Annotated in this window: 10 protein-coding genes and 2 pseudogenes; 4 read left to right on the plus strand and 8 right to left on the minus strand. The window is 73.3% G+C overall.

Translation table 11 applies throughout. The annotated features are described in order from the left end of the window. Positions 1-25: 25 nt before the first annotated feature. Both ACIBBD_RS22035 and ACIBBD_RS22040 read right to left on the minus strand, forming a co-directional pair. Positions 26-1609: a TROVE domain-containing protein gene (locus ACIBBD_RS22035; RefSeq protein ID WP_399421172.1), complete on the minus strand. Its 1584-nt coding sequence runs from the start codon at positions 1607-1609 to the stop codon at positions 26-28. Between the two features lie 437 nt (positions 1610-2046). After that, entirely contained in the window at positions 2047-3474 is a 1428-nt protein-coding gene (locus tag ACIBBD_RS22040; protein WP_399421173.1) for a hypothetical protein, read from the minus strand. A gap of 248 nt (positions 3475-3722) precedes the next feature. Here ACIBBD_RS22040 and ACIBBD_RS22045 point away from each other — a divergent pair, with 248 nt between their 5' ends. Beyond that, on the plus strand, positions 3723-5549 hold the full coding sequence (locus ACIBBD_RS22045) for an endonuclease/exonuclease/phosphatase family protein (protein ID WP_399421174.1): 1827 nt from the start codon (positions 3723-3725) through the stop codon (positions 5547-5549). A gap of 137 nt (positions 5550-5686) precedes the next feature. On the opposite strand, the gene ACIBBD_RS22050 is transcribed toward ACIBBD_RS22045, so the two are convergent. Further along, positions 5687-6373, minus strand: a complete 687-nt coding sequence (locus ACIBBD_RS22050; protein ID WP_399421175.1) for an antibiotic biosynthesis monooxygenase — start codon at positions 6371-6373, stop codon at positions 5687-5689. A gap of 78 nt (positions 6374-6451) precedes the next feature. Between ACIBBD_RS22050 and ACIBBD_RS22055 the strand changes: the two genes are divergently transcribed. Beyond that, positions 6452-7465, plus strand: coding sequence for a YihY/virulence factor BrkB family protein (locus ACIBBD_RS22055; protein WP_399421176.1), 1014 nt, complete (start codon positions 6452-6454; stop codon positions 7463-7465). Between the two features lie 124 nt (positions 7466-7589). Here the strand turns inward: ACIBBD_RS22055 and ACIBBD_RS22060 are convergent, their stop codons facing one another. Both ACIBBD_RS22060 and ACIBBD_RS22065 read right to left on the minus strand, forming a co-directional pair. Next, positions 7590-8120: a DUF3618 domain-containing protein gene (locus ACIBBD_RS22060; RefSeq protein WP_399421177.1), complete on the minus strand. Its 531-nt coding sequence runs from the start codon at positions 8118-8120 to the stop codon at positions 7590-7592. After that, entirely contained in the window at positions 8117-8536 is a 420-nt protein-coding gene (locus ACIBBD_RS22065) for a phage holin family protein (protein ID WP_399421178.1), read from the minus strand. Before ACIBBD_RS22065 ends, ACIBBD_RS22060 begins: the two co-directional genes overlap by 4 nt. A 288-nt stretch (positions 8537-8824) precedes the next feature. Between ACIBBD_RS22065 and dapA the strand changes: the two genes are divergently transcribed. Continuing rightward, the gene (gene dapA, locus ACIBBD_RS22070) at positions 8825-9727 is read left to right on the plus strand and encodes a 4-hydroxy-tetrahydrodipicolinate synthase (RefSeq protein WP_399421179.1); all 903 of its coding nucleotides are present in this window, start codon (positions 8825-8827) and stop codon (positions 9725-9727) included. Between the two features lie 487 nt (positions 9728-10214). Further along, positions 10215-10982 carry a hypothetical protein gene (locus ACIBBD_RS22075; protein WP_399421180.1) on the plus strand — a complete coding sequence of 256 codons (768 nt, stop codon included), beginning with the start codon at positions 10215-10217 and terminating at the stop codon, positions 10980-10982. Positions 10983-11235: 253 nt separating this feature from the next. On the opposite strand, the gene dapD is transcribed toward ACIBBD_RS22075, so the two are convergent. The 3 genes and pseudogenes from dapD to ACIBBD_RS22090 form a co-directional block, all read right to left on the minus strand. Continuing rightward, complete coding sequence (gene dapD, locus ACIBBD_RS22080) at positions 11236-12225, minus strand: 2,3,4,5-tetrahydropyridine-2,6-dicarboxylate N-succinyltransferase (RefSeq protein WP_399421181.1); 990 nt, start codon at positions 12223-12225, stop codon at positions 11236-11238. 79 nt (positions 12226-12304) lie between these two features. After that, positions 12305-12580 (minus strand): annotated as a pseudogene (locus ACIBBD_RS22085) (hypothetical protein); the annotation flags it as partial. Positions 12581-12583: 3 nt separating this feature from the next. After that, positions 12584-12905 (minus strand): annotated as a pseudogene (locus tag ACIBBD_RS22090) (DMT family transporter). Positions 12906-12983: the final 78 nt, after the last annotated feature.

The following is a 12983-nucleotide window of genomic DNA, read 5'->3' on the forward strand; positions in this document are numbered from 1 at the left end:
GTGCGGGCCCCGGGCGCCGGGACGGTCAGGCCCTCCACGGCCAGTCGGCGTCCCGGGCCGCTTCGAGCAGGGGCACCATCCGGAAAGCCGCGTCCGACAGGCCTCCGAAGGTGTGCCGGTTCCCCTCCCCCGACGGGCCGTGGCCCGCGCGGTACCCGGCGAGGTTCCAGGTGTGCACCGGCACCGTGGCCGGGACCTGCTCGGTCGGTGAGCCGTGCCGGCTGAACGCGTACTGCTCGTCGGTGACGATCAGCACCCGGTCGTGCCCGCGGTAGTGCGCGCGCACCGCCCCGGTCGTGTCGGTGCCGCCCAGTTCGCCGAAGCGCTCCAGGACCTTCAGCACCGACTCGCCCGTGCGGAACGGCACGCGGTTGCTGCCGGTCCCGAACTCGACCAGGTCCGCGTCCGCCGCCCGCAGCGCGAGCGCCGTACCGAAGACCGCCGCCGCGTCGGCGCGGTTGAGGTCGGAGCGGTCCGACAGCCGCGAGAAGGACATCGAGCCCGAGCGGTCGACGAGCACCAGCGTGCGGCCGGGCAGCGCGGGCACGTGGGCCAGCGAGTGGCCGAGCGCCTGTTCCAGCGGGTACGCCCAGCGCAGCGACGGCGCGTGCTGGTACGCGGCGAGGTACCGGAAGGGGAACTGCCGCGAACGCGCGACCTCCGCCGGGTCGCTGATCCGGGCCGCGACCCGCGCCGCGACCTCGTCGCGGACTCCGGCCTCGTCGACATTGCGCAGGTTGCGCACGAGCGCCATCGGACCCATGGACGGGATGAAGGCCTCCCAGGCCGCCTTGTCCATCGGCCCCTGCAACCAGCCCGCCAGCGCCTCCCACGTCATCCCGGCCGCGGCGAGCCGCTCGGCACCGCCCTCGGAGGTGACGACCGCGCGCCGCTCCTCGACCGGCAGCGCCATCAGCTCGCGGTGGGCGGTCAGGACCCGGCTGGAGGCGGGCGGTACGGCGGTGTCCGGGTGGTGCCGGCGGTCCAGGGCGTACCGGAAGAGCTCGCCCTGCCACGGCTTGTCCGGGTCCGGCGCCGCGTGCACGAGGTTCAGGACGTCGCCGAAGCGGTAGCCGCGGGACGCGGTGTCGTACTTCAGCAGCGACGTGCCGCCGTAGAGGCGCCGTACGGCGTCGGCGATGCCGCGCTTGACGGGCTTGGGGACGGTGCGGCCGTAGGTCGCGGTCCAGTACGCGAGCAGTTCTCCGGGCTCGTCCGGGCGCTGGAGCACCGAGTCGACGACCCGCCGGTTGGAGGGACCGTCGGTCGCGCCCGCCGCGAGGCGCGCCCTGACGTACTCGGTGGCGCCCACGACGGCGGCCGTGCGCAGGTTGCCCTCGCCGCGCAGCCAGCCGAGCAGGCCGGCCGTCCACGTCGGGTCACGGACGGCGAGCTCGCGCACGAGGCGGGCGAACCGGTCGTCGCGGTCGGCGCCGTTCTCGTGGAAGGTCCGCTGCGTCACGAAGTGGGACACCGCGAGCAGGAAGAGCTCGGAGCGTGCGTCCCGTTCGTGGCCCCGGCCGCCCTCATGCGTGCGCAGGACGCGGCCCGTGATCCGCACCCCGGAAGTGGGCTGCGCCTTGGCGGCCCGGATGTTGAAGCGCGCCATGCCGAATTCCCCCCGAATTCCCTCGCATGCCGTGCGTTCGCCAGAGAGGCGCAGCAAAGGGAGGGTGCCCGAGATCAGAAGTCGGCGACGGACTCAGCCAGATGCTCTACCCATTGAGCTACATCGACCCGAAGTCGATGACGGGACTCGAACCCGCAACTCTCCGATCCAAAGGAAGTAACCGTTGCCTGCGCTCCGGGCACCCACCGCATGCTGCGCCTCCCGAGATCAGGTCGGCTGCGGTCGGGATTCTTCGGACAGAGGAAGTAACCGCTGCCATCGCACCGGGAGGTGCGCTGTCGTGATCTCACTGTAGGCAGCGCGGGCCGCGAACGAATAATCTCCGGCCCGTGCCGATCGGAGCGGAACGGAGAATCACCGCGGGGGCCCGCCTGCGTGAACCGCGCGGACCCCCTCCCCGCAGGGGGTAACGCCTCTCACCCGCCCTGCTGCGAGCGCGCCTTGAAGGCGGCCTTGCGTGCCTCCTTGGCGATCCTCTTGTCGGGGTGGAGCCGCCCCATCGCCTCCAGGACGTCGGCCGTGGCCGGATGCTCCACCCGCCAGGCCGCCGCGAAGAAACCGCTGTGCTGCTGGGCGAGCCCCTCGACGAGTCCCTGGAGCTCCTCCGAGTTGCCCTCGGCGGCCAGTTGGGCGGCCACGGTGTCGATGGTGAGCCAGAAGACGAGGTCCTCGGAGGGGGCCGGTACGTCGGCGGCGCCCAGCTCGCTCAGCCAGACCCGGGCGAGGCCGCCGAGCTCGGGGTCGTCGAGCACCTCCCGTACCGCCGGTTCGGCCTGCCCGCCGACGAGGGAGAGGGCCTGCTGGCAGCGGAGCCGGCGCAGCGGCGCGCCCTCGTCCGCGCCGCGCGCGGCGGCGAGCAACTCCCGTGCGGCGGCGACCGGTTCGCGGCGGGCCAGCCACTGCTCGGTCTCGGCGCGCGCGGCGCGCGGCCCGTAGGAGGCGCTGCCGTCGAGGAGGGCGTCGGCGCCCTTGTCGGCGAGTTCGCCGACGGCGGGCGCCTGGAAGCCGGCCTCCAGCAGCCGGGCCCGCAGGCCGTACACGCCGAGCGGGGTGAGGCGGACCATGCCGTAGCGGGAGACGTCGGTCTCGTCGACGGGGGAGGCGGGCTCCTCCTCGGGGTCGCCCATGAGGGCCTCGTCGACGGGCTGGTAGACGACGAGCCCGATCGGCTCCAGGAGCCGGAACTGGTCGTCGAGGCGCATCATCGCCTCGGAGACCTGCTCCAGTATGTCGTTGGTGGGCTCGCCCATGTCCCCGGGGACGATCATGGAGGCGGCGAGCGCGGGCAGCGGCACCGGGCCGTCGCCGGGGCCGTCCTCGTTGACGGTGAGCAGGTAGAGGTTGCCGAGCACGCCGTCGAGGAAGGCGGCCTCACGCTCGGGGTCCCAGTCGAGCCGGGAGAAGTCGACCTCGCCCCCCTCGTCCATGGCCTCGACCAGCTCGTCGAGGTCGGGCACGCTCGCGTCGGCGAGCACCGCCTCGAGGGCGGCGAGCCAGACCGCGAGCACGTCGTGCGGGGATCCCCCGGTCAGCCGGGCGAGGTCCTCGCCGGCGGTGACGGTGCCGGCCTCCTCGTCGGTGACCTCGACGAGTCCGGCGTCCACGGCGATCCGCCAGGCCTCGCTCGCGTGGGCGGCGGCCTCGTCGCCGGTCAGTCCGAGGACCTCGGCGGCGGCCGGCAGCTGCTCGTCGACCAGTCCGCCGCCGGCGTCGACGCGGGTGTCGGGTCCGGCCCAGCGGGCGAGGCGGACGGCACGGGAGAGCAACGGGGTCGACAGCGCGTCGCGCGCCAGCTCCGCTTCGGGGTGCAGCCGTACGGGCGGCAGGGGGGAGCTGTCTGACATCGGCTGGTTCTCCTCGGACGCGTCGTGCCACTCAACCGCTCAGCCTAGACGGATTTCCACCCATGCCGCCCGGTTCATCTCCCGGTCGGCTTCCGTACATGGCTGAAACCTTGACAAGTGGCCTGAGCAGGCAGGAGATTGACGCGCGTAGAAGTTGGGGGGACAGGTGTTCACTGTTTTCTACGCGCGTCCGCGCCCCACGCCTCACCCTCGTCCCGGCGCTCATGCACGTCCCCGGAGGGAACCCGTTGCCTAGCAGGTCTTCCGCGCGCCTCGCCGCGCTCACCGTCGCCGCCGTGTGCTCCGCGGCGTCCACCGTCGTCATCGCCGCGCCCGCGCACGCGGACTCCGTACGGATTCATGACATCCAGGGCACCACGCGCATCTCGCCGTACGCCGGCAAGCAGGTCACGGACGTGACCGGAATCGTCACCGGCGTGCGCACCTACGGCTCCTCCAGGGGCTTCTGGATCCAGGACCCGAACCCGGACGCCGACCCGGCGACCAGCGAGGGCGTCTTCGTCTTCACCAGCTCCACCCCGAAGGTCGCCGTCGGCGACGCGGTCACCGTCTCCGGCACGGTCTCGGAGTTCGTCCCGGGCGGCACCTCGTCCGGCAACCAGGCGGTGACGGAGATCGTCCGCCCCACGGTGACCGTGGTCTCCGGCGGCAACGCGGTCCCGGCCGCCACCGTCGTCGGCGCGACGTCGGTCCCGGCGGCGTACGCCCCGGCGGGCGACCCGGCCGCGAACAACTCGATCAACGCCCTCACCCTGCGGCCGGGCACGTACGCCCTGGACTACTACGAGTCGCTGGAGGGCATGAACATCCAGGTCGGCGACGTGCGGGTGGTCGGCGCGACCGACCCGTACACCGAGCTGTGGGTCACGGTGAAGCCGTGGGAGAACCGCAACCGCCGCGGCGGCACGGTCTACGGTTCCTACGACTCCCAGAACACCGGCCGGCTGATGATCCAGTCGCTCGGCAAGGTCGCCGACTTCCCGACGGCGAACGTCGGTGACACGCTCACCGGCACCACCGCGGGCCCGCTGGACTACAACCAGTTCGGCGGCTACACCCTCGTCGCCCACCAGATCGGCGCCCTGAAGAGCGCCGGCCTGGAGCGGGAGACGACGCGGAAGCAGAAGAACGGCGAGCTGGCGGTCGCGACGTACAACGTCGAGAACCTCGACCCGTCCGACGCCACGTTCGCCGAGCACGCCTCCGCGATCGTGAACAACCTCAAGTCGCCCGACATCGTGTCCCTGGAGGAGATCCAGGACAACAACGGCGCGACCAACGACGGCACCGTGGCCGCCGACCGGACGGTGACCAAGCTGATCGACGCGGTCGTCGCCGCGGGCGGCCCCCGGTACGACTGGCGCGCGGTCGACCCGGCGAACAACACCGACGGCGGCGAGCCGGGCGGCAACATCCGCCAGGTGTTCCTCTTCAACCCGGACCGCGTCTCCTTCACCGACCGCGCGGGCGGCGACGCCACGACCGCCGTCGGTGTCACCACGGAGCGCGGCAAGGCGGCCCTGACGGTCTCACCGGGCCGTATCGACCCGGCGAACGCGGCCTGGAACTCCAGCCGCAAGCCGCTGGTCGGCGAGTTCGCCTTCCGGGGCCGCACGGTCTTCGTGATCGCCAACCACTTCAACTCCAAGGGCGGCGACCAGGGGCTGACCGCGCAGTACCAGCCGGTGGCGCGCAGCTCCGAGACCCAGCGCCACCAGCAGGCGGCGCTCGTCAACGCCTTCGTCAAGGACATCCTCGACACCCAGAAGAACGCGGACGTCATAGCCCTCGGCGACATCAACGACTTCGAGTTCTCCGGCACCGCCGACATCCTCGAGGGTGACGGCGAGCTGTGGTCGGCGATCAAGTCGCTGCCCAGGAGCGAGCGTTACTCGTACGTCTACCAGGGCAACAGCCAGGTCCTCGACCAGATCCTGGTCAGCCCGTCGATCCGGCGCGGCTGCGACTTCGAGTACGACAGCGTGCACATCAACGCGGAGTTCAACGACCAGATCAGCGACCACGACCCGCAGGTGCTGCGCTTCAAGCCGTGACGCCGGCCGGAGCACGGCGCGGGGCCGCCCGGACACCCGTCCGGGCGGCCCCGCCGCACGTCCGCCGCACGTCCGCCGCACGTCCGCCGCACGTCCGCCGCACGTCCGCCGGGCGTCCGCCGGGCGTCCGCCGGGCGTCAGTCCGGCACGAGACCGACGGCGTGGGTGAAGCGGCTGCCGGTGAGGCCCTTCACCCCGGGGTACGTCCGCACCCGCTCCCACGACTCCTTCTCCGGCGCGGCCACGCTCTCGTCGTAGGCCCGCGCGCTCTCCCACTCGGCGTAGTTGAGGACGTGGGTGCCGTCGGTGCTGAGGTGGAAGTGGGCGGAGATCAGGCCGCGGTGGCCGTCGGGGTCGTCGGCGAGGGACTCCAGGACGAGGTCGGCCCAGTCGGCGCGGTACTCGGCGGCGCCCGGTTCGAAGTCGATCCGTACGGTGACGATCAGTCCCGGGACCCGGGTGTCGCCGGCGGCCCGCTCACGGCTGCGGTGGCGCCGGTAGCGGCCGAGCCACTGCCGCTCGATGCCGGGCACGGCGGTGTCGATCTCGTCGTTGCGCTCCTGCCGGTGGGTCCTGACGAAGGCCTCGTAGGCCTGCTCGCTCGTCCATCGGGAATGGTGCAGCAGGGTCGAGCCGTCGTGGCCGGTGTAGAGGTGGTAACCGAGCAGGCCGGCGGTGGGCCAGGGGCGCCGCTCCCAGGTGTGCGCGACGGCCTCGACCGACCTGGCCTGGCGTTCGGGTGTGCCGACGCGCCAGGTGCTGAAGAAGGGGGCGCCGACGCGCGGGTCGGTGACGTCGGGGTGGGTGTCGGTACGACGAGTCATGTCCACCACGTTCCGACCTCAACCATGATTCAGGTCAAGTCCGCGGTTCGCGGCCCGCTTTCGGGCAACCCGCCGGACATGGACGAAGACACGGACGACATGGACGGCAGGGACAGTCCCGGCCGATTGCCCGCACGGTCGTGGTGGGCGGTGGCGCGGCGCACGGCGAAGGAGCTGCTCGACGACGAACTCTCCGACCGTGCCGCCGCGTTGACGTACTACGGTGTGCTGTCGCTGTTCCCGGCGCTGCTGGTGATGGTGTCGCTGCTGGGCGTCGTGGGACAGCGGGCCACGGACCAGATCCTCGACAACACGGGTGAGTTGGCGCCGGGTCCCGCCCGGGACATCCTGCGGGACGCGGTGGTCCAGCTCGGCGACAGCGGCGGCACCGGGAGCGTGCTCGCGGTCGTCGGCCTGCTCGCCGCCCTGTGGTCGGCGTCCGGGTACGTCGCCGCGTTCATCCGGGCGTCCAACGCGGTGTACGACCTGCCGGAGGGCCGCCCGGTGTGGAAGCTGACCCCGCTGCGGCTGGCGCTGACCGTGACGCTGATGCTGATGCTGGCGGTGAGCGCGCTGATCGTCGTGTTCACCGGTCCGGTGGCGGAGCGGGCGGGCCGGCTGGTGGGCATCGGCGACGCGGTGATCGCGGTGTGGGACGTCGCCAAGTGGCCGGTGCTTTTCCTCCTGGTCACGCTGATGATCGGCCTGTTGTACTGGGCGGCCCCCAACGTCCGTGGCCGCGGCTTCCGCTGGATCTCCCCCGGCAGCGTCGTCGCCACGCTGATCTGGCTCTGCGCCTCCGCCGGCTTCGCGGTCTACGCGGCCAACTTCTCCCTGTACAACCGGACGTACGGCACGCTCGCCGGTGCCGTCGTCTTCCTGGTGTGGCTGTGGCTGAGCAACCTGGCGATCCTGCTGGGGCTGGAGTTCGACGCGGAGCTGGCCCACGAGCGGGCGGTGGTCCGGGGCGGACGGACGGCGGCGGAGCCGTACGTGGAACCCCGTGACGTCCGCAAGTGGCCGGCGCGGCTGCGGACGGCCTGGTGCGGGGCGCGCCGTGGGGGCGGCGTGTGGAAGGCCGCGCGCCGGTGAGGCAGAGGCGGGGACGAGGGAGCGGCGGCCGCGGGGGCAGGCGAAGGGCCCGGCACCCGCGGTGGGGGTGCCGGGCCCTTCCGGCCGTCGCCCGGTCGTCCGGTGACGCCCGGCCCGCGGCTCTCTAGTGACCGGCCCTGCGCCAGGTCAGCACGGCCGCCGCGGCGAGCGTCGCGCCCGCCGCCACCATCACCACCGGCCGCGGATGCCGCACCGCGAACTGCACCGGCACGCGCAGCGGCCCGGGAACACGGTGCTCGACGGGGTGGCGGGCGTGGGTGGTCCTGTCCTGGAGGGTGTGTCCGGTCTCCCTCGCCTTGTCCTGGAGGGTGTGACCGGTCTGCTTCGCCTTGTCCTGAAGGGTGTGACCGGCACCCTTGGCCCGGTCCTGGACGGCGTGGCCCGCGCCCTTCGCCTTGCCCTGGACGGTGTGGCTCGCCTGGGCGGCGGTGCTGCGGAGCTGGACCGTCATCGCGCCGGCGCGGTCGCGGAGGTCGGCCGCGCGGGCCCGTGCCCGGCCCCGGATGTCCGTCTTCGCGGCCAGCTCCTCCACCGTCTGACCCAGCTGGTGCCTGGTCTCCACGATCTGCCGACGCAGCTCCGCGGTGCCGCCGCTCCCGGTCGCCCTGCCGTCCGGCCCTGTCCTGTCCGTCATCGGTGCGCCCTTTCCCTGATCTCCTCGACGTCCGCCCTGACGCTGCCGAGGGCTTCCTCGGGGGTGGGAGGTGCGGCCCGGCGCAGCTGGCCGCGGCCGATCGCGGCCAGTACGGCGGCGATCACGAACAGCACCGCCGTCACGATGAGCGCCGCGGCCCAGACGGGCAGCGCCAGCGAGAGGGCGGCGACACCCGTGCCGGCGAGGGCGAGCAGGCCCGCGTAGGCGAACGCGCCCGCCGCTCCGAGCAGACCGCCGCCGCGGCCGGCACGACGGCCCTTCTCTGCGAGTTCCTCCTTGGCCAGGGCGATCTCCTGCCGTACGAGCCGGGAAAGCTGCTCGGTGGCCTGGCCGACGAGTTCGCCGACCGTGTGGTGCCCGTCCTGGACGGGCCGGGTGTGCATGGTCCCGGTCACGGTGTTCCGCCTCCTCTCGGTTTCGGAACACCCGGGTACCCCGGCGGGCCGCCACTACCCCTGCGCCGTCCCGCCGCAGCCGCGCTCGCCGGGCCTCGCGGACCGGCTCCTGACACCGTCGTGCCAGGAGACAACGGGGGTGGTGCCGAGGCCGGTTCGGCGCACCCGCCGCGTCGCGTACGGCACCGCCCGCTCTGTCGCCCCCAGGACAATGTCACAGCATCCCTTACTCATACCTCGTAGAAGATTTAAGTTGAGCTTCACGGTGACGCTGCCGACACTACTCCCATGACGACCGCACGCCCCCTCAGCGCACCCTTCGGCCGCGCCCTCTGCGCGATGATCACGCCCTTCACCGAGGCGGGCGCCCTCGACCTGGACGGCGCCCAGCGGCTGGCCGCGCGGCTGGTGGCGCGAGGCTGCGACGGGCTGGTGCTGTCCGGGACGACGGGTGAGTCGCCGACGACCACCGACGCCGAGAAGACCGAGCTGGTCCGGGCCGTCCGCGCGGCCGTCGGCGACCGGGTCCCCCTGGTGGCGGGCGTGGGAAGCGCCGACACCCGGCACACCGTCGCCCTCGCCCTCGCCGCCGAGAAGGCGGGCGCGGACGGAGTGCTGGTGGTCAGCCCGTACTACAGCCGCCCGCCGCAGGACGCTCTGGAGGCCCACTTCCTGGAGGTCGCGGACGCGTGCGGGCTGCCCGTCATGCTGTACGACATCCCCGGCCGCACCGGCACCCGCATCGAGCCGGAGACGATGGTCCGGCTCGCCGGGCATCCCCGGATCGTCGCCGTGAAGGACTGCGCCTACGACCTCCTCGGCACCCAGAAGGTGCTGTCCCGAACGGAGTTGGCGTACTACGCCGGCTGCGACGAACAGATCCTCGCGCTGTACGCGGTGGGTGCCGTGGGCTACGTCAGTACCGTCGCCAACGTCGTACCGGACCGACTCCGGGCCATCGTCGACGCGTTCGACGCGGGCGACACCGGCGGGGCCGCCCGTCTGCAGCGACAGGCCATGGAGCTCATCGAGTTGCTGATGGCCGCGGGTCTGCCGGGCACCGTCACCGCCAAGGCCCTGCTGGACGACCTGGGCCTGCCGGCCGGTCCGGTCCGGCCACCGCTGCGCCCCGCCGGACGCGGGACACGCGACGCGCTGCGGGCCGCTCACGACCGGCTCGTGTCCGCCTGAGAACGAGGCGCTGCTCCCCGGCGCCTCCCGGCTGCGCCATACCCGTGAGCGGATGAAGCGCCCTCTGCCGTCCTCGACGTCGACGGCCCCCTCGGCCCGTACGCCGCGCAGCCCGAGAGGCGGCCCGCCGGCTGCACGGCGATCAGGGCCTGCGTCCGGCCCGGCCGCCCCCTGCGGGCCTGGCTGAACCCCGGGTACGGGCCAGTCACCCGCCGAAGAGGCCCGCGTCGCCCGCCACCACCCCGCACCGGTCCTGCCGCACCGCGTCGGTCCACGGACCGGGCTCCGGGAACTGGACGTCGAGGCACCGAGGCGGTTCGCCGCCACGCCACGGGACTGACACGGCGCACTCCCGGTGGGGGAAGGCCGCACCCGGGGCCACCGTCCGCGGGCGGACACCGCGCGCCGCACTGAGTACGGCTACTCATGCCGGCCCGCGCCGGGCCGAGGACGATGGGCCGTGTCGACGTACGACGGAAGGCGGGGCATGGGCAGGTTCCTGGGGGCGCTGGTGGCCGTCGTGGCGGCGGCCGCGGCACTGGTCCTCGCCTGTGTGGCGGGGACACCGCCCGCGGTGGTGTTCGCCGTCGGGGCGGGCGTGCTGAGCCTTCTGTGGCTGCTGCTCCTGCTCACGCTGCCCTGGAACCTGTACTTCCGCGCGCATGCGGTGCTGGCCGAGATCGCGGTGAGCCGTGAGAAGGGCATGGAGGTCTCCACGGCCCGGGACGCCGAGGCCACGCGCATCGCCCGCACGATGCTCCGGGCGGCGGTCGCGGGCCACGTCCTGACGGCGGCGGTGGTCCTCGCGGTCACCTGGGCGACGGGCGCGTTCACGGGGTACTGGTTCGCCGCGTTCTTCCTGCTGAGCACCTTCTTCCGTCCGGCCGGCGCCTACTTCGGCCAGCTCCGGCGGCGCCTCGGCACCCTCCTCACCGACGTCACGTATCCGCGGGACGACGTCGTCGAGCTGCACGCCCGGCTGGACCGCGCCGAGGCCGGGACACGGGTCCTGGAGGAGAAGGCGGAGGAACAGTACCGAGCCCTCGCCGAACTGCGCCGCGCCGTGGACGCGCTGGCCGTGAGCACGTACGAGCGGACCGAGGAGACGGGCCGCAGGATCGCCGCGCTGGGCAGGGAGTTCGAGTCCACGGTGAACCGCCTCACCGACAACCAGGAGATCATCGCGGGCGTGAAGGCGTTCCTGCGCCTGCTGCGCTCCACCGACGCGGCCGACGGCGCCCCGGCCTCCGGGTGACCGGGGCCGACCCCGGTCGGCGCCCGCGAGGGGTCCCGTTCGCAGCAGCCGGCCGCGGGGACCGGGCGGCGGGACGGGGCGGCGGGACCGTGCGGCGGCGCGGGAGGCCACCGCACGCGCGAGCGCCCTCCCGGGCCGTCCTCCGGCCGTGGCAGGGCGCTCGGTGACGACCGGCGTCGACCGCCGCCGACGGACGGACGGCAGGTCAGGACGCTGATCGTGCACGGCGGCCGCAGGTCACGGCCGCCGCCGCTCAGTTGTGGCTGTGCAGGATCTCGTTCAGGCCGCCCCACACCGCGTTGTTCGGACGGGCCTCGACCGTGCCGGTGACCGAGTTGCGGCGGAAGAGGATGTTGGAGGCGCCGGAGAGTTCGCGGGCCTTGACGATCTGGCCGTCGGGCATCGTCACGCGGGTGCCCGCGGTGATGTAGAGGCCGGCCTCGACCACGCACTCGTCGCCGAGGGCGATGCCGACGCCCGCCTCGGCGCCGATGAGGCAGCGCTCGCCGATGGAGATGATCACGTTGCCGCCACCGGAGAGGGTGCCCATGGTGGAGGCGCCGCCGCCGATGTCCGAGCCGTCGCCGACGACCACGCCGGCCGAGATGCGGCCCTCGACCATCGACGTGCCGAGCGTGCCCGCGTTGAAGTTGACGAAGCCCTCGTGCATGACGGTCGTGCCCTCGGCGAGGTGCGCGCCGAGGCGGACGCGGTCGGCGTCGGCGATGCGGACGCCCTTGGGGGTCACGTAGTCCGTCATGCGCGGGAACTTGTCGATCGACGTCACCTGCAGGTGCAGGCCCTCGGCGCGCGCGTTGAGGCGGACCTTCTCGATGTCGTCGACCGCGACCGGGCCGAGGGAGGTCCAGGCGACGTTGGCGAGGAAGCCGAAGATGCCGTCGAGGCTCTGGCCGTGCGGCTTGACCAGGCGGTGGGAGAGAAGGTGCAGGCGCAGGTAGACGTCGTGCGCGTCGACCGGCTTCTCGTCCAGGGAGGAGATGACCGTACGGACCGCGACCACCTCGACGCCCCGGCGGGCGTCCGGGCCGGTCGCCGCGGTCGCGCCTCCGCCGAGCAGCTCCGCGGCACGCTCGGCGGACAGCCGCTCGGTGCCGGAGGGGCCGGGCTCCGCGACCAGCTCGGGCGCGGGGAACCAGGTGTCGAGGATCGTGCCGTCGGCGGCGATGGTGGCGAGCCCGGCGGCCGCGGCGCCGGTGGTGCGAGGAGCAGTGGTGTCGGTCATGAGGGAAACCTAACCGGCGGGGGGGCGGGGACGCTAACCAGCGGGGTGGTGTCTCAGGTGGCGGGCGGGAGCCCGCGGCTCACGCCCGCCGCCGGCCGCGGGCGGACCGTGCGGGACGCGCGGTGCCCGGTGCCGCAACGAGCCGGGCCGGCATGTCCCGGGCGTACTCCTCGTCGTACGGGGTGCCCGTCAGGGCACCTGGAGGCCGGTGCCGTCCGTCAGCGCCACCGGCGCGCGTGCCGTGACGGGGTCGGTGCGGCGGGCGAGCCGGTCGGTGACGTCCTCGGCCCACTCGGCGGCGACGGGACGCGGGGCGGCGCGGGGCGGTGGGACAGAGCTCGTACTCCAGCTCGACGCGTCAGTGCGCGCCCCCGAGGTGAGGGACCACCACTCCCCCGACGATCAGCAGGATCCCGCCACTCCTGGTGCAGGTGAGGGCCTCGTCGAAGAGGACGAGGCCGAGGACGGCGCCTCGCCGCGGTGCCGACGCCGGACCGGATCGCAAGGCCGTGCCGATCCCGACCGACTTCAGGGTCTGGGCGAGCAGGACGAGGGAGACGACGTATCCGAGCGCCGTCAGGGAGGGTGGGCCAGAACCTGGTGAAGCCCTGGCTTTACTTCATGGCGGTGGTCGGGGCCGCCTCGGCCGCGACGGCTCCGGCGGGGGTCGCATATCCCATGCGGACGAACGTACCCAACGGGGGACTTGAGGCTGACGGCCTCTCACGTCGTCGCGACGGGCGGTGAGAGAACGTTGT

It is taken from the genome of Streptomyces sp. NPDC051315, from assembly GCF_044455165.1.
GTDB lineage: Bacteria > Actinomycetota > Actinomycetes > Streptomycetales > Streptomycetaceae > Streptomyces.

Excerpts from the sequence above, each read along its gene's own strand:
- ACIBBD_RS22035 (WP_399421172.1), bottom strand. The coding sequence starts at position 1,609 with ATGGCGCGCTTCAACATCCGGGCCGCCAAGGCGCAGCCCACTTCCGGG.
- ACIBBD_RS22060 (WP_399421177.1), bottom strand. The coding sequence starts at position 8,120 with ATGACGGACAGGACAGGGCCGGACGGCAGGGCGACCGGGAGCGGCGGC.
- dapD (WP_399421181.1), bottom strand. The coding sequence starts at position 12,225 with ATGACCGACACCACTGCTCCTCGCACCACCGGCGCCGCGGCCGCCGGG.
- dapA (WP_399421179.1), top strand. The coding sequence starts at position 8,825 with ATGACGACCGCACGCCCCCTCAGCGCACCCTTCGGCCGCGCCCTCTGC.
- ACIBBD_RS22050 (WP_399421175.1), bottom strand. The coding sequence starts at position 6,373 with ATGACTCGTCGTACCGACACCCACCCCGACGTCACCGACCCGCGCGTC.
- ACIBBD_RS22075 (WP_399421180.1), top strand. The coding sequence starts at position 10,215 with ATGGGCAGGTTCCTGGGGGCGCTGGTGGCCGTCGTGGCGGCGGCCGCG.
- ACIBBD_RS22055 (WP_399421176.1), top strand. The coding sequence starts at position 6,452 with ATGGACGAAGACACGGACGACATGGACGGCAGGGACAGTCCCGGCCGA.
- ACIBBD_RS22040 (WP_399421173.1), bottom strand. The coding sequence starts at position 3,474 with ATGTCAGACAGCTCCCCCCTGCCGCCCGTACGGCTGCACCCCGAAGCG.